This is a genomic window from Pantoea endophytica, assembly GCF_002858935.1.
GTDB lineage: Bacteria > Pseudomonadota > Gammaproteobacteria > Enterobacterales > Enterobacteriaceae > Pantoea > Pantoea leporis.
Window position 1 is genome coordinate 101,346 of record NZ_PJRT01000029.1, and the last position, 15,021, is coordinate 116,366.

Sequence of the window (15,021 nt, forward strand, 5' to 3'; positions counted from 1 at the left end):
GAGTGCGGCTAATGAGGAAATGACAATATGTGCGGTATTGTTGGTATCACCGGTTTCATGCCAGTAAACCAGTCAATCTATGACGCGTTAACGGTGCTTCAGCACCGCGGGCAGGATGCCGCCGGCATTTGTACCATCGATGCTATTAACTGCTTCCGTTTGCGTAAAGCCAACGGCCTGGTCAGCGATGTGTTCGAAGCGCGCCATATGCAGCGTCTGCAGGGCAACATCGGGATTGGTCATGTGCGCTACCCAACGGCAGGCAGCTCCAGCGCCTCTGAAGCGCAACCTTTCTACGTGAACTCTCCTTACGGCATCACGTTGGCGCATAACGGCAACCTGACCAACGCCCACGAACTGCGTAAACAGCTGTTCGAAACGGGTCGCCGTCACGTTAATACCACCTCAGATTCCGAAATCCTGCTGAATATCTTCGCGCAGGAGCTGGACCGTTTTCAGCACTATCCGCTGGAAGCTGACAACATTTTTGCTGCGGTGGCGGCTGTGCATCAGCAGGTGCGCGGCGCTTACGCAGTGGTTTCAATGATTATCGGACACGGGATGGTCGCCTTCCGCGATCCCAACGGTATTCGTCCGCTGGTGCTGGGCAAGCGCGTTATCGCCGATGGCCGCACCGAATACATGGTGGCGTCAGAGAGCGTCGCGCTGGATACGCTGGGCTTCGAGTTCATCCGTGACGTAGCGCCTGGCGAAGCCGTGTACATCACCGAGCAGGGCCAGCTCTCTACGCGTCAATGCGCTGAGAACCCGAAAACCAATCCGTGCCTGTTTGAATACGTCTACTTTGCGCGCCCGGACTCGTTCCTCGACAAAATCTCGGTGTACAGCGCACGCGTGCGTATGGGCACCAAGTTGGGTAACAAAATTGCCCGCGAGTGGGAAGATCTGGATATCGATGTGGTGATTCCGATTCCGGAAACCTCAACCGATATCGCGCTGGAAATCGCACGTATCCTCGACAAGCCATATCGTCAGGGCTTCGTGAAGAACCGCTACGTTGGCCGTACCTTTATCATGCCCGGCCAGCAGCAGCGCCGCAGCGCCGTTCGCCGCAAGCTGAACGCCAACCGTGCTGAGTTCCGTGATAAGAATGTGTTGCTGGTGGATGACTCCATCGTACGCGGCACCACATCCGAGCAGATCATTGAGATGGCACGTGAAGCGGGCGCGAAAAAAGTCTATCTCGCCTCGGCGGCACCGGAAATCCGTTTCCCGAACGTCTATGGCATTGATATGCCGAGCGCTACCGAACTGATTGCGCATGGCCGTGAAGTGAATGAGATCTGCCAGCTGATTAAAGCGGATGCGTTGATTTTCCAGGATCTCAACGACCTGATTGAAGCGGTGCGTGAAGAGAACCCGGATATCGCCAACTTTGAGTGCTCGGTATTCAACGGCATCTACGTCACCAAAGATGTCGATCAACAGTACCTTGAGTATCTGCAGTCGCTGCGTAATGACGATTCCAAAGCCATCGCGCGTCAGACAGAAGTGGAAGGTCTGGAGCTGCACAACGAAGGCTAAGCCAGAGGTTATGGCAGAGTAAAAGCAGGGCGGGCGCAATCCCGCCCTGTTTGTTTTTGTATTTTTGTTCAGTGAGCCGCTATCATTGCCGCAATCTGAACCTGCAAGGCTGAATTATGAAACGACTGATCATTGGTATTTCCGGCGCCAGCGGCGCGATCTACGGCGTGCGCATGTTGCAAGTGCTGCAACCGCTGGCGGAGGTGGAAACCCATTTGGTGATCAGCCCCGCCGCGCGGCAAACGCTGGCGCTGGAGACCGATTTCAGCCTGCGCGAGGTGCAGGCGATGGCCGATGTGGTGCATGATGTGCGCGACATCGCCGCCAGCATCTCATCCGGATCCTACAAAACTCTCGGCATGGCGATCGCGCCGTGCTCGATGAAAACCCTGTCGGGGATTGTGCACAGCTACAGCGATAGCCTGCTAACCCGCGCGGCGGATGTGGTGCTAAAAGAGCAGCGTAAGCTGGTGCTGTGCGTACGCGAAACGCCGCTGCATTTGGGACATCTGCGCATGATGACCACCGCCGCAGAGCTGGGTGCGCTGATCATGCCGCCGGTGCCAGCGTTCTATCATCGTCCGCAATCGATCGGCGATTTAGTCGATCAAACGGTGAATCGTGTGCTCGATCAGTTCGATATTGAGCTGCCAGAAGATCTTTTCACTCGCTGGAGTGGCGCATAATGGTGCATTAATGCACTGCACGTGTGCAAATTCGCGTGTGCGATCACTCTTCGTGCATCTTGTGCACCAAAAGTTAACAATGTCGCTTTTTCTTCCTCACACCGCTGTTATATTTCCCTCACAAACTAAGTGCTTGCGCCGCTAACCGGCGCAGTATTTAGCGCGCTTGCGCAGCGTTTAGCCAATTCGCACACCTGGCATGAAACGTGCAAATCTTACAGCGCAAACCAACACATCACGCACCACATAACAATAAGCACTTCACTTGAGGGTTACCTATGAAAAAGCGAGTTCTGGCTCTTTCTCTGATGCTGACAATGGTAAGTAGCGCGAGCGTCTTCGCCGCTGTGCCGCAGTCGCTGCGCATTGGAACTGACCCGACTTATCCGCCATTCGAATCAAAAAACGCGCAAGGTCAGCTGGTGGGCTTTGATATCGATCTGGCGAACGAAATTTGTAAACGTATCAAGACAAAATGTACTTATGTGGAAAGTGATTTCGATGCGCTGATCCCGTCGCTGAAAGCGAAGAAGATCGACGCCATCATCTCTTCTCTGTCAATTACCGAAAAGCGTCAGGAAGAGATCAACTTCTCTGAAAAACTGTACGCGGCGAACGCGCGCTTAGTGGCACCGAAAGGTTCTACGCTGCAACCGACCATTGAATCCCTGAAAGGGAAAAACATCGGTCTGCTGCAGGGCACCACGCAGGAAACCTATGCAAAAGAGTACTGGCAGCCAAAAGGTGTCACCGTTACGCCTTACGCTAACCAGGATCTGGTGTATCAGGATCTGAATGCCGGTCGTATTGATGCCGCGTTCCAGGACGAAGTGCAGGCGAGCGAAGGTTTCCTGAAGCAGCCTGTTGGCGCTAAATATGCTTTTGCCGGCCCGGCAGTGAAAGACGACAAGATCTTTGGCGTCGGTACCGGTATGGGCTTGCGTAAAGATGACGCCGATCTGAAGGCCGCGATCGATAAAGCTTTTGTTGAGATGCGTAAAGACGGCACTTACGACAAGATTGCTAAGAAGTACTTTGATTTCAACGTGTACGGCGATTAATTATCCTGTTTCCTAATCCTGGTCTGTGAAAGGCAGGAAGGTTGCACATAAGTATTCACTCCGGGCGCTTACCTATGTAAACTGCCCGGCTTCATACGCTTGCCGCCATCCATCCTGCGATTCAAATTCCCCGGTTAGGACTGTCCGTCAGTTGGGCAGCGTTTGTAACTTACCCTCACGACAGGATTGAACCCATGTTGTATGGCTATTCCGAAGTAATCCTCAAGGGCACCCTTGTGACGCTGGAGCTGGCGCTCAGTTCCGTGTTGCTGGCGGTGGTGCTCGGCTTGATTGGCGCTGGCGCCAAACTTTCCCGCAGTCGCCCGCTGGCGATGTTGTTTGAAGGCTACACCACCTTAATCCGCGGTGTGCCCGATTTGGTGTTGATGCTGCTGATCTTCTACGGTCTGCAGATCGCCTTGAATACTCTCACTGATGCGCTGGGACTGGCGCAATTTGATATCGACCCGATGGTCGCCGGTATCATCACGCTCGGCTTTATCTACGGCGCCTACTTCACTGAAACCTTCCGTGGTGCGTTCCTCGCGGTGCCAAAAGGGCAGATCGAAGCGGCAACCGCCTTCGGTTTTACTGGCTCGCAAACCTTCCGTCGCATTCTGTTCCCGGCCATGATGCGCTTTGCGCTGCCGGGCATCGGCAACAACTGGCAGGTTATTCTCAAAGCCACGGCGCTGGTTTCGCTGCTGGGGCTGGAAGATGTGGTGAAAGCCACGCAGCTGGCAGGTAAAAGTACCTGGCAGCCGTTCTACTTCGCCATTGTGGCAGGTGTGATTTATCTGGTGTTTACCACGCTGTCGAATGGCGTGCTGTGGTGGCTTGAACGTCGCTACACGGTGGGTGTGAAAAGGGCAGAGCTATGATTGAGATTATTCAGGAGTATTGGAAACAGCTGCTCTGGACCGATGGTTACCGTTTTACCGGCATCGCGATTACGCTGTGGTTATTGATCATCTCGGTGGTGATTGGCGGTTCGCTCGCGGTGCTGCTGGCGATTGCGCGCGTCTCCTCTAACCGCTTTATCTCCACGCCGGTTTGGCTGTTCACCTATGTATTTCGCGGTACGCCGCTGTATGTGCAGCTGCTGGTGTTCTACTCCGGCATGTACACGCTGGAAGTGGTGAAGGGCACCGAGCTGCTGAACGCCTTCTTCCGCAGTGGATTGAACTGTACGCTGCTGGCGTTCACGCTGAACACCTGCGCCTATACCACCGAAATCTTTGCCGGTGCGATTCGTTCGGTGCCGCACGGTGAAATCGAAGCGGCGCGCGCCTATGGCTTCTCACCGTTTAAATTGTATCGCTGCATCATTCTGCCGTCGGCACTGCGCACCGCGCTGCCGGCGTACAGCAATGAAGTGATCCTGATGCTGCACTCCACCGCGCTGGCGTTTACCGCGACGGTGCCGGATCTGTTAAAAATCGCGCGCGATATCAACTCGGCCACCTATCAGCCGTTTACCGCGTTTGGCATCGCTGCGGTGCTGTATCTGATTATCTCTTACGGGCTGATTAGCTTGTTCCGCAAAGCTGAACAACGCTTCCTGGCGCACGTAAAACCTTCTTCATCGCATTGAGTATCACTATGGCTGACAATAAATTAAGCGTTACCGAACTGCACAAACGTTACGGTGAACATGAAGTTCTGAAAGGCGTATCGCTACAGGCAAATGCCGGCGATGTGATCAGCATTATTGGCTCGTCCGGTTCCGGGAAAAGTACCTTCTTGCGCTGCATTAACTTCCTTGAGAAACCGAGCGAAGGCACCATTGCGGTCAACAACCAGCAGATCAATCTGGTGCGCGACACCGATGGTCAACTGAAAGTCGCAAACAAAGAGCAGCTGCGTATGCTGCGCACGCGCCTGACCATGGTGTTTCAGCACTTCAACCTGTGGAGCCACATGACGGTGCTGGACAACGTTACCGAAGCGCCGATTCAGGTGCTGGGGCTGAGCAAGGCGGAAGCGCGTGAGCGTGCGATCAAGTATCTGGATAAAGTCGGCATTGATGCACGTGCGCGCGCCAAATATCCGGTGCACCTTTCCGGTGGTCAGCAGCAGCGCGTGTCGATTGCGCGGGCGTTGGCGATGGAGCCCGAAGTGTTGCTGTTTGACGAACCCACTTCTGCGCTCGATCCAGAACTGGTCGGCGAAGTGCTGCGCATTATGCAGAAACTGGCGGAAGAGGGCAAAACCATGGTGGTGGTGACGCATGAGATGGAGTTTGCTCGTCACGTCTCTAATCATGTGATCTTCCTGCATCAGGGCAAAATTGAAGAGCAGGGCACGCCGGATGAGCTGTTCGGCAATCCAAAAAGCCCACGTTTGCAGCAGTTTTTGAAGGGATCGTTGAAGTAGTTTTGTGCCCGCTGTCCCCCATCCTGGCCAGTGCTCGCTGTCCCCCATCCTGGCCAGCGCTCGCTGTCCCCCTCCTCGGTCCTCCCCCATAAATGGGGGAGGAAGATGCTGCAGTATGTGGGTGTTGAAGTGGCATTTGGCAGCGTCTCCTTCCCCCGCGGGCGGGGGAAGGCCGGGATGGGGGACAGCGAGCACCCTCTACCCCCGCAACAACTTCAGCGCCGTATCCTCATCGGTCACCAGACCTGACACCCAGCCGCCCTGCAACGCCGCGCGAATCGCCGGATATTTACGCTCGCTGCCGGCAAAGCCAATAATCTGGCGTTGCGTCTGGCTCTCCAGCAACACGCTGGTGAGCAGTTCATCGGTTTCACCCCACACGCGTTCACCTTGCTGATTGAAAAAGTGCCCGAGCATTTCGCCCACCACGCCGCGCGCGTTGAGCGCAGCAACTTGCGCATCGGTGATAAAGCCTTCGGCATGCAGCGGGCAGCCGGGCTGCACTTCGCCGATGCCAACGAAGGCCACATTCGCCTGCAAGGCGCGTAACGTCACGCGCTGATAAACCTGATGCTGAATCCACATCTCTTTATCTTCGGGCGTATCCGCATACAGCGGCGCAGGAATGAAGAAATACTTGCCCTGCATCTTCTCCGCCATCTTCAGCGGCACGTCGTAGCGCGTACCCGAGTCGTCCCGCGCAATCGCACCAATCATCGAAACGCACTGATGCTGCGGTCGTTCAACCCAGGGAAGTGCATCAATCATCGAGCGCAGCGTCTTACCGGAACCAATGCCAAATACCTGCGGCTGCTCCTCGCTGATGTATTGCGCCATCACCGCCGCGCCTTCCACTGCCAGCATCTGCTGAATAGCGTCATCATCCAGATTGGCGGATGGCACCACACGGCACAGTTGCAGGCCAAATTTATCCTGAACGTCGCGCGCCAGATGCAAGCAATGGGTAACCGGATGATCAATCTTTACGCTCACCATGCCCATTTCACGCGCGCTGGAGACCAATCGCTGCGCCACCTGACGTGACAATCCTAACGCGCGTGCAATCTCTTGCTGCGTCACGCCCGCCACGTAATACATCCAGGCCGCACGTGCTGCCAGTTCTTGTTTTTTCTCTTCTCTGCTCATCGCGCTGTTCCGTCAAAACCGGTGCGCCATGTTAACGCGAGATGCCGATGAAGTGTTAACTGAGCAAAAGCCCTAAAAAAGAGCAAAAGTATTAATTGTGATTGAGCTCGCAGAACAAGGCTGCTCGCTCGCACTATGCTACGCCTCATCGGGCAAATGCCCTTAATCGTGGCAAATGTTTATTTTGAGGCGACTATGACCAATCAATCAGTGTGGATGCATATCGGCGCAGGATCTTTTCACCGCGCTCATCAGGCGTGGTATCTGCATAAACTACGCGAGCAGGGCGATGACAGCTGGAGCATTGCCCTCGGCAATATCCGCAATGATGCCGCGCCGTTGCTAAAGCAACTCGCTGCGCAAGAGGGCGAATATGTGCTGGAAACCGTTACACCCGATGGCGAACGCGCCTACGAAACCATCACGTCACTGCGCAAAATCCTGCCGTGGGATAGCGACATCAGCGCGCTGGTGGAGCAGGGAGCGAAAAGTGAAACCCGCGTGATAGGTTTTACCGTCACCGAAGCCGGTTACTATTTGACACCGGAATTCGAACTGGACCTGACGCAGCCGGATGTGCAGGCCGATGTGAAAGGCGACATCCGCACGATTTATGGCGCGCTGGCACGCATCCTCACGCAGCGCGTGGCCAACGGTGGCGCGCCCGTTACGCTGCTCAACTGCGATAACCTGCGCCACAACGGCGAACGTTTCCGTCACGGCTTCCTCGCGTTTCTTACCGCCAAAGGTGACAACGCCTTAGCGAATTGGGTGCGCGACAATACCACCTCGCCCAACACCATGGTGGATCGCATTACGCCGCGTCCGACGCCAGATGTGGCTGAGCGTGTTAAAGCCGCTACGGGTAAAGAGGATGGTGCATCGGTGATGGCCGAATCCTTTATTCAATGGGTGATTGAAGATGACTTTATTGCCGGTCGGCCGGCGCTGGAGAAGGTTGGCGTTGAGCTGGTGGAATCGGTATTGCCGTGGGAAGAGGCGAAAATCCGCATCCTTAACGCCACGCATGCGGCGATTGCCTGGGCAGGCACGTTGATTGGCCTCAATTACATTGATGACAGCACGCGTCAGCCAGCGATTTACCAACTGGCCTATGACTACGTGACCCAGGATGTGATGCCATCGCTGTCGCCGAGCCCGCTGGATTTAGCCGATTATCGCGATGTGGTACTGGCGCGTTTTAGCAATCCCTACATTAAAGACACCAATCAACGTGTTGGCGCGGACGGTTTGTCGAAAATCCCCGGCATGGTGACGCCAACACTGCGCGAATGCTATCAGCGTGGCGCAGAACCGGCGGCCACCGCCGTGCTGCCTGCACTGTTCTTCCTGTTCCTGCAGCGCTGGGCCAGTGATGATTTGCCTTACACCTATCAGGATGGCGTGCTGCAAGCCGATGCGCTGCGCCAGCAGTTTAGCCGCTCCGATGCACTAAACGCTTTCCTCAGCGATAGCGCGCTATTTGGCGAACTGGCACAGGACAAGACGTTTCATGCGCTGGTGACGCGCAGCGTGGCGGATCTGCAACTGTGGCTGAAACAGCCAGAACGCATGCTGGCTGCGGTGTAAGGAGCGCGTTATGTATCTTGGGATTGATATTGGCACCTCCGAGCTCAAAGCGCTGATCATCAATGCGCAGGGTGAGATCATTGCCTCGAATCACGCCACGCTCAACGTGCAGCGCCCGCATGCGCACTGGGCAGAACAGGATCCCGAGCGCTGGTGGCAAGCGTGCGGTGATGTCCTTGCTGGATTGCGCCAGCAGGACGCGCTGGCCTGGAGCGAGATTCGCGCGATGGGTTTGTCCGGGCAGATGCACGGCGCGGTGCTGCTGGATGCGCAGGGGAAGGTGCTGCGCCCGTGCATTCTGTGGAATGACACACGCAGTGCGCCGCAATGTGCCGCGCTCAGTGCCCAACATCCGGAAATGATGCAGCTCAGCGGCAATATGATTATGCCGGGCTTCACCGCACCTAAACTGCGTTGGGTGGCAGAACATGAGCCTGAGATTTTCCGTCGCATCGATAAAGTGCTGCTGCCGAAAGATTACCTGCGCTGGCGTTTAACCGGACAATTTATCAGTGAACCTTCAGACGCGGCAGGCACGTTGTGGCTCGATGTAGCTCAGCGCGACTGGTGCGACGAACTGTTAGCCATCACCGGTCTCACGCGCGCCAATATGCCGGCGCTGGTGGAAGGCAGCGCGGTGAGCGCCCCATTGAAAGCCGATCTGGCAAGTGAATGGGGCTTGTCGGCCGCGGTCTGCGTGGCGGGCGGCGGTGGCGACAATGCCGCATCGGCGGTTGGTGTGGGCGCGGTTAATCCGGGTGATGCTTTTATCTCGCTGGGTACCTCCGGCGTGATTTTTGTCGTCAACGATCGTTTGCTGGCCGATCCGCAATCGGGCGTACACGCCTTTTGTCACGCCTTGCCCGGACGCTGGCACCAGATGAGCGTGATGCTCAGCGCCGCCAGCTGCCTGCGCTGGCTGTGTAATCTGCTCTCCGTTACCGAAAGCCAACTGATGGAAGAGATGGCACAGCTCAGCGAAGAGCAGCAGCGTCATGCCCCGGTTTTCCTGCCCTATCTTTCCGGTGAACGCACGCCACACAACGATCCTGACGCCTCCGGTTCTTTCTTCAATCTGCGCCACGAAACGCCGCGTGCGCTGCTCGGCTATGCGGTGATTGAAGGCGTGGCGTTTGGTCTGGCCGACGGGTTCGCGGTGCTTGGTGATGCGCAGCGCCAGATTCAGCAGTGCAGCCTGACCGGCGGTGGGGCGCGCAGCACGTTGTGGGCGCAGTTGATCGCCGATGTACTGCAACTGCCGATCGTCACGCATCCCGCCAGCGCGTCCGGCGCTTTGGGGGCAGCGCGTCTGGCGTGGCTGGCCGCGGGTGGTGTGGAGAGCGAAGTTTGCCTAAAACCGCCGGTGCAGGCGCGATATCAACCAGATGCTGCGCGCGGCAAGGTGCTGCAGCAGCGATTGCAGCTGTTCCGCACGCTCTATGCACAACAGCAGCAGGCGCGAGTGTTGTTGCCTGAATAATTCCAGACAGAGGATGAATGAGATGCAATCGAATGATTACTGGTTTGGCTTACCGAAAAAGATGTTCTGGGGCTTCCTCGCCATCGCTATTTTTATGGCGGGTGACGGCTTTGAAATGGCATTTCTGTCGCGTCACATCACCGATATGGGCTTCACGCCAGCGCAGTCGGCGGTAGTATTTACTTTTTACGGACTGGCGGCAGCGCTAGCGGCGTGGGCATCGGGCGTGGTAGCGGAACTGATTACGCCCCAGCGTGCCATGATGATTGGCTTCGTGCTGTGGATTGTCATGCACACGCTGTTTATGTCGCTGGGACTTGGCATGCGCAACTATCCGCTGATGGTGCTATTTTACGGCATTCGCGGCCTGGCGTATCCGCTATTCATTTACTCATTCATGATGATGCTGGTGCAGGTGCTGCCGCGTGAAAAACTGGCGGCAGCCACCGGTTGGTTCTGGGCAATGTATTCCGTCGGTATCGGTGTGGTCGGCAGCTATTTACCGAGTCTGACCATCCCGATGCTCGGCGAAACCGGTACGCTGTGGCTGGCGATTATTTGGGTTGCCTGTGGTGGCGTGCTGGCCTATTTCAGCTTGCGCCATGTGCCGGTTGATCGTTCGCGCGTCAATTTGCCGATGCGCGATAAAATGACCGAAATGTCGCGGGCGGTAACTATTCTGTTTACCAACCAGCACGTGTTTTATGCCTGCCTGATTCGCATCATTAATACGCTGTCACTGTTTGGTTTCGCCATTATCATGCCGCTGCTGTTCGTTGATCGTCTTGGTTTTACCATTTCCGAATGGCTGCAAATCTGGGCGGTGTTCTTCTTCGTTACCATTTTTACCAACATCTTCTGGGGCATTACCGGCGAGAAGCTGGGTTGGGTCCGTCAGGTGCGCTGGTTTGGCTGTCTCGGTATGGCCATCTCCAGTCTGGCGTTTTACTACCTGCCGCTGTATGCCGGACATAACTTCTGGGTGGCGCTGATTCCGGCGGTGATGTTAGGAATTTTTGTCGCCGCCTTCGTGCCGATGACCGCAGTGTTTCCGACACTGGAGCCGCATCACAAAGGCGCCGCCGTGTCGATTTATAACCTGTCGGCCGGACTGAGTAATTTTGTCGCGCCCGCGATTGCGTCGTTGTTGCTGCCATTTTTCGATATCGTCGGCGTGGTGTGGGCGTATACCGCGCTGTACGTGTTTGCTGGCGTGCTGACCTTTATCATCCGCGTGCCGCAGCCGGGACATACGCATGAACCGGCGGCAGTGAAATCACGCGTGGCGCAGCAAAGGAGTTAATCTGTGATAGGCGGGCGCCATTAATGGCGCCCCTACACGACATCCCGCAACGCTTCCTCCAAATCGTACCAGCGAAAACCAAAGCCTGACTCTTCCAGGCGCTTCGGCAACACATGTTGGCCGCCGAGCACCAGTACCGCTGATTCGCCCATCATCAGCTTGATGGCGCTGGCGGGCGTGCGCATAAAGGCTGGGCGATGCATCACATGGCCGAGCGTGGCGGCGAACTGCTCATTGCGCACCGCATAGGGCGCAACCATGTTGAACGGGCCGCGCAGTTCAGAGTGATCGATCAACCACAGCAGCGCGTTAACCAAATCGTCGATGTGAATCCACGGTAAATACTGTTTGCCGCTACCAATCGGACCGCCTACGCCAAGCTTAAACGGCAGTTTCATCTTCGATAACGCGCCGCCTTCTTTCGCCAGCACCACGCCGGTGCGCAGCAAACAGACGCGCGTGCGATCGCTCTGTGCAGTTAACGCCAATTGTTCCCAACGTGCGCACAGCGTATGAGTAAATTCATCCTGGCCCGGATCCTCTTCGGTCAGCACTAAGTCGCCGGTATCGCCATAAAAGCCGGTAGCCGAGCCGGAAATCAAAAATTGCGGGGGATTGCTACTGGCGTGAATCAGCGACACCAGCTGCTCGGTGATCTGCCAGCGGCTTTCGCACAGCCGCTGCTTCTGCTGTTCGGTCCAGCGTTTATCGGCGATCGGTTCGCCCGCAAGATTAATCACACCATCAATACCGTTTAAATCGGTTTGCTGATTGATGCCGGACCACAGCGCCACGCTGGCGTCGAGTTTCTCGCGTGCGGCGGCGACATCGCGCGTGACGACGCTCACCTGATGGCCAAGCTGCAACAGACGCGGAATCAGATGGCGGCCAATCAGGCCGGTGCCGCCGGTGATCAGTAAATGCATGTTGAGCCTCCTTGTCATTTTTTATCTGCTCAGATTGAGCATAGAAGAGAAGCGTGCGCGCGGCGTGACTCGGCTTACTCTTATGAAGAAAAAGGAAAAGTCAGCGCTGGTCTTAGCCGCTAAAGATCCGACCAGCGCACCATTGCCTTAATAAATAAAAATCGGTAAACATGATGCACACCTGACGCTTTTCTGAGGCAGCCAATGAATTATCCAACCATTACTTTGTGGTCAGATTCTTGCTTTTTCAGCCCTTACGCCATGTCGGTTTATGTTGCGCTCACCGAGAAGGGCATTCCCTTCACCCTTAAGCGCGTCGATTTATCGCAGAATGCGCAGTGGGATGAGGAATACCGCGCGCTGTCGCTGACCTGCCGCGTGCCGACGCTGCAAATCGATGATGTGCTGCTGACGGAATCTTCAGCGATTGCTGAGTACCTGGAAGAGCGTTTTCCGGCGCCAGAGTTCGAGCGGCTCTATCCGCGCGATCGTGAGAAACGGGCGCATGCGCGCGAAGTGCAGGCATGGCTGCGCAGCGACTTAATGGCGCTACGCTCGGAGCGTCCAACCGAAGTGCTGTTCGCTGGCGAACGCTTTGCGCCGCTTACGCCGGCGGGTGAGCAAGCTGCCAACAAACTCATTGCTGCGGTGCAGCGCCTTTTGCCTGATGGACAGCAAAATCTGTTTGGCGAATGGTCGATTGCGGATACCGATTTAGCCGTGATGATTAATCGCCTGGCGCTGCACGGCGATGCGCTGCCGGTGAAGCTACAACACTATGCGGAGTTCCAGTGGCAGCGTGCTTCGGTGCAACTCTGGTTAGCGGAATCGGGTAAAACCCGCTGAGCACGATGCGCCTTGCGATGGCGAAAAGAACGCTTTACCTTACCGCTCATTCTAATAAAGCATGGCAAACAGGCGCGTGCTGGGCACGCCGAAAACAGAAAAGGGTTACGGATGGTGGATCAAACGGCAGGTGACGGTATCGAGTGGGTTGATATCGTTAACGAAGAGAACGAAGTCATTGCGCAGGCCAGCCGTGCGCAGATGCGTGCGCAGTGTCTGCGTCATCGCGCTACTTATATTGTGGTGCACGATGGTATGGGCAAAATTCTGGTGCAGCGTCGTACTGAAATCAAAGACTTCATGCCGGGTATGCTGGACGCCACTGCCGGTGGCGTGGTGCAGAGTGGGGAAGACCTGCTGGAATCGGCGCGTCGTGAAGCGGAAGAGGAATTGGGTATCGCGGCCGTTCCATTCGCCGAACACGGCCAGTTCTATTTTGAAGATCAGCATTGCCGCGTATGGGGCGGGCTGTTCAGCTGCGTTTCCCATGGCCCGTTTGCCATGCAGGAAGAGGAAGTGGATGAGATCTTCTGGATGACGCCGGAAGAGATCACCGCGCGCTGTGACGAGTTCACCGATGATTCGCTTAAGGCGCTGTCGCTGTGGCTGAGCCGAAACAGTGATGCTGCACGTCGTAAACAGAGCAGCGAAGCGTAATCTTGCCGTAAGGTCGCCATTTTTGGCGACCTTATACACAACATTGTTAATGTTCCCGCAGAATCCCCGCCAACAGTGCCAACGCATCCTCGAACTGCGCATCGGGAATAGTCAGCGGATAGAGGAAGCGGATCACGTTGCCGTACACGCCACAGGTTAGCAGAATCAAACCTTTTTCCAGCGCCTGCTGCTGAATAGCTTTGGCAATCTCCGCCGACGGCTTGCCCGCCGCATCATTGAATTCCGCCGCCATCATTGAGCCATAACCACGAATTTCCGCCAGCGCTTTACAATCTGCTCGCTGCAACGTCTGTTTTAATCGGCTGCCAAGCTGGTTGGCGCGGCTGCACAGCGCCTCTTCTTCGATAATGTCTAACACCGCCAGCGCCGCCGCAATCGCCGGTGGACTGCCAGCATAGGTTCCGCCCAGGCCGCCGGGTTCTGGCGCATCCATGACTTCTGCGCGTCCCGATACCGCCGAGAGCGGGAAACCACCGGCCAGACTTTTCGCCATGGTGATGATATCGGGCTGCACGACGTAATAGTTGCTGGCGAACAGCTTGCCGGTGCGTGCGAAACCGCTCTGGATCTCATCGGCGATCAGCAGTATGCCGTGGCGATCGCACAACTCCCGCAGCGCAACGACAAACTCTGGCGGCGCACCGTAGAAACCGCCTTCGCCCTGAACCGGTTCAAAGATAATGGCTGCCACCTGCTGCGGGCTGATATCGCTGCGGAAAATCGCTTCCAGGCTGTCGAGCGCATCGCTCACGCTGACCTTGTGCAGCGCGTTGGGATAGCGCGCGTGAAACACCGGGCTGGCGAAGGGGCCGAAGCCGGTTTTATATGGCACCACTTTCCCGGTCAGCGACATTGTCATATTGGTGCGGCCATGAAACGCGCCGGTGAAGGCGATGATGCCGGGCCGACCGGTGGCCGAACGCGCGATTTTGACCGCGTTTTCGACCGCTTCAGCACCGGTTGAGAAAAAGGTGGTTTTCACCGGCCCGCTAATCGGCACCAGCGCATTTAGTCGCTCAGCGAGATGAATGTAGTTCTCATAAGGGATGATTTGAAATGCGGTGTGGGTAAAGCATTCAAGCTGCTGTTGCACCGCAGCCATCACTTTCGGGTGACGATGCCCGGTGTTAAGCACCGCGATGCCTGCGGCAAAATCGGTGTATTCGCGGCCATGCTGATCCCAAACCGTGGCATTCTCGGCTTTCACCGCATAGAAATCACACATCACACCTACGCCGCGCGGCGTGGCTTGTAAACGACGGCGGTGCACATCACTGTTGCTCATTATTCACCTCGCAATTAGCGGCAGACTTCAATCAGTGTTAGCGCAGCGTGAGGTTTATGCCAGTGAAGTGCGGAGCAAAAAAAAAGCACGCACCGAAGT

At 56.2% G+C, this 15,021-nt stretch carries 14 protein-coding genes; 11 read left to right on the top strand and 3 right to left on the bottom strand.

Annotated features, from left to right (window positions below; all coding sequences use genetic code 11):
• Positions 1 to 27: 27 nt before the first annotated feature.
• The 6 genes from purF to hisP all read left to right on the top strand — a co-directional run bounded on the left by purF (position 28) and on the right by hisP (position 5,668).
• A complete protein-coding gene (gene purF, locus PZBJ_RS18140; protein WP_101763639.1) occupies positions 28 to 1,545 on the top strand; it encodes an amidophosphoribosyltransferase in 1,518 nt (505 codons plus the stop codon).
• Between the two features lie 116 nt (positions 1,546 to 1,661).
• Positions 1,662 to 2,231: a UbiX family flavin prenyltransferase gene (locus tag PZBJ_RS18145; protein WP_061717852.1), complete on the top strand. Its 570-nt coding sequence runs from the start codon at positions 1,662 to 1,664 to the stop codon at positions 2,229 to 2,231.
• Positions 2,232 to 2,509: 278 nt separating this feature from the next.
• Positions 2,510 to 3,292: a lysine/arginine/ornithine ABC transporter substrate-binding protein ArgT gene (argT, locus tag PZBJ_RS18150; RefSeq protein ID WP_101763640.1), complete on the top strand. Its 783-nt coding sequence runs from the start codon at positions 2,510 to 2,512 to the stop codon at positions 3,290 to 3,292.
• A 194-nt stretch (positions 3,293 to 3,486) separates the two neighbouring features.
• Positions 3,487 to 4,173, top strand: a complete 687-nt coding sequence (locus PZBJ_RS18155) for a histidine ABC transporter permease HisQ (RefSeq protein WP_008105192.1) — start codon at positions 3,487 to 3,489, stop codon at positions 4,171 to 4,173.
• The gene (locus PZBJ_RS18160) at positions 4,170 to 4,886 is read left to right on the top strand and encodes an ABC transporter permease (RefSeq protein ID WP_008105190.1); all 717 of its coding nucleotides are present in this window, start codon (positions 4,170 to 4,172) and stop codon (positions 4,884 to 4,886) included. The genes PZBJ_RS18155 and PZBJ_RS18160 overlap by 4 nt, the downstream gene beginning before the upstream one ends.
• 8 nt (positions 4,887 to 4,894) lie before the next feature.
• Positions 4,895 to 5,668 (top strand): histidine ABC transporter ATP-binding protein HisP, encoded by a 774-nt coding sequence (gene hisP, locus PZBJ_RS18165; RefSeq protein ID WP_101763641.1) that lies wholly within the window; start codon positions 4,895 to 4,897, stop codon positions 5,666 to 5,668.
• Between the two features lie 198 nt (positions 5,669 to 5,866).
• Here hisP and PZBJ_RS18170 read toward each other — a convergent pair whose 3' ends face one another.
• Positions 5,867 to 6,814, bottom strand: a complete 948-nt coding sequence (locus PZBJ_RS18170; protein WP_101763642.1) for a sugar-binding transcriptional regulator — start codon at positions 6,812 to 6,814, stop codon at positions 5,867 to 5,869.
• Between the two features lie 195 nt (positions 6,815 to 7,009).
• Here PZBJ_RS18170 and dalD point away from each other — a divergent pair, with 195 nt between their 5' ends.
• From dalD to PZBJ_RS18185, 3 genes are read left to right on the top strand one after another with little or no spacing between them, the layout of a single operon-like run.
• Positions 7,010 to 8,404, top strand: coding sequence for a D-arabinitol 4-dehydrogenase (dalD, locus tag PZBJ_RS18175; RefSeq protein WP_101763643.1), 1,395 nt, complete (start codon positions 7,010 to 7,012; stop codon positions 8,402 to 8,404).
• Between the two features lie 10 nt (positions 8,405 to 8,414).
• Positions 8,415 to 9,884: a xylulokinase gene (xylB, locus tag PZBJ_RS18180; RefSeq protein ID WP_101763644.1), complete on the top strand. Its 1,470-nt coding sequence runs from the start codon at positions 8,415 to 8,417 to the stop codon at positions 9,882 to 9,884.
• A gap of 22 nt (positions 9,885 to 9,906) precedes the next feature.
• Positions 9,907 to 11,187, top strand: a complete 1,281-nt coding sequence (locus PZBJ_RS18185) for an MFS transporter (protein ID WP_101763645.1) — start codon at positions 9,907 to 9,909, stop codon at positions 11,185 to 11,187.
• A 32-nt stretch (positions 11,188 to 11,219) separates the two neighbouring features.
• Here PZBJ_RS18185 and PZBJ_RS18190 read toward each other — a convergent pair whose 3' ends face one another.
• Positions 11,220 to 12,113 (bottom strand): TIGR01777 family oxidoreductase, encoded by an 894-nt coding sequence (locus PZBJ_RS18190; protein WP_101763646.1) that lies wholly within the window; start codon positions 12,111 to 12,113, stop codon positions 11,220 to 11,222.
• A gap of 204 nt (positions 12,114 to 12,317) precedes the next feature.
• On the opposite strand from PZBJ_RS18190, the gene yfcF reads away from it, so the two are divergent.
• Together yfcF and yfcD are read left to right on the top strand one after the other, a co-directional pair.
• On the top strand, positions 12,318 to 12,959 hold the full coding sequence (gene yfcF, locus PZBJ_RS18195; RefSeq protein ID WP_008105173.1) for a glutathione transferase: 642 nt from the start codon (positions 12,318 to 12,320) through the stop codon (positions 12,957 to 12,959).
• A gap of 111 nt (positions 12,960 to 13,070) precedes the next feature.
• Positions 13,071 to 13,616: an NUDIX hydrolase YfcD gene (gene yfcD, locus PZBJ_RS18200; protein ID WP_007889295.1), complete on the top strand. Its 546-nt coding sequence runs from the start codon at positions 13,071 to 13,073 to the stop codon at positions 13,614 to 13,616.
• Positions 13,617 to 13,662: 46 nt separating this feature from the next.
• Here the strand turns inward: yfcD and PZBJ_RS18205 are convergent, their stop codons facing one another.
• Positions 13,663 to 14,922: a 4-aminobutyrate--2-oxoglutarate transaminase gene (locus PZBJ_RS18205; RefSeq protein ID WP_101763647.1), complete on the bottom strand. Its 1,260-nt coding sequence runs from the start codon at positions 14,920 to 14,922 to the stop codon at positions 13,663 to 13,665.
• Between the last annotated feature and the right edge of the window lie 99 nt (positions 14,923 to 15,021).

Excerpts from the sequence above, each read along its gene's own strand:
- purF (WP_101763639.1), top strand. The coding sequence starts at position 28 with ATGTGCGGTATTGTTGGTATCACCGGTTTCATGCCAGTAAACCAGTCA.
- PZBJ_RS18145 (WP_061717852.1), top strand. The coding sequence starts at position 1,662 with ATGAAACGACTGATCATTGGTATTTCCGGCGCCAGCGGCGCGATCTAC.
- argT (WP_101763640.1), top strand. The coding sequence starts at position 2,510 with ATGAAAAAGCGAGTTCTGGCTCTTTCTCTGATGCTGACAATGGTAAGT.
- PZBJ_RS18155 (WP_008105192.1), top strand. The coding sequence starts at position 3,487 with ATGTTGTATGGCTATTCCGAAGTAATCCTCAAGGGCACCCTTGTGACG.
- PZBJ_RS18160 (WP_008105190.1), top strand. The coding sequence starts at position 4,170 with ATGATTGAGATTATTCAGGAGTATTGGAAACAGCTGCTCTGGACCGAT.
- hisP (WP_101763641.1), top strand. The coding sequence starts at position 4,895 with ATGGCTGACAATAAATTAAGCGTTACCGAACTGCACAAACGTTACGGT.
- PZBJ_RS18170 (WP_101763642.1), bottom strand. The coding sequence starts at position 6,814 with ATGAGCAGAGAAGAGAAAAAACAAGAACTGGCAGCACGTGCGGCCTGG.
- dalD (WP_101763643.1), top strand. The coding sequence starts at position 7,010 with ATGACCAATCAATCAGTGTGGATGCATATCGGCGCAGGATCTTTTCAC.
- xylB (WP_101763644.1), top strand. The coding sequence starts at position 8,415 with ATGTATCTTGGGATTGATATTGGCACCTCCGAGCTCAAAGCGCTGATC.
- PZBJ_RS18185 (WP_101763645.1), top strand. The coding sequence starts at position 9,907 with ATGCAATCGAATGATTACTGGTTTGGCTTACCGAAAAAGATGTTCTGG.
- PZBJ_RS18190 (WP_101763646.1), bottom strand. The coding sequence starts at position 12,113 with ATGCATTTACTGATCACCGGCGGCACCGGCCTGATTGGCCGCCATCTG.
- yfcF (WP_008105173.1), top strand. The coding sequence starts at position 12,318 with ATGAATTATCCAACCATTACTTTGTGGTCAGATTCTTGCTTTTTCAGC.
- yfcD (WP_007889295.1), top strand. The coding sequence starts at position 13,071 with ATGGTGGATCAAACGGCAGGTGACGGTATCGAGTGGGTTGATATCGTT.
- PZBJ_RS18205 (WP_101763647.1), bottom strand. The coding sequence starts at position 14,922 with ATGAGCAACAGTGATGTGCACCGCCGTCGTTTACAAGCCACGCCGCGC.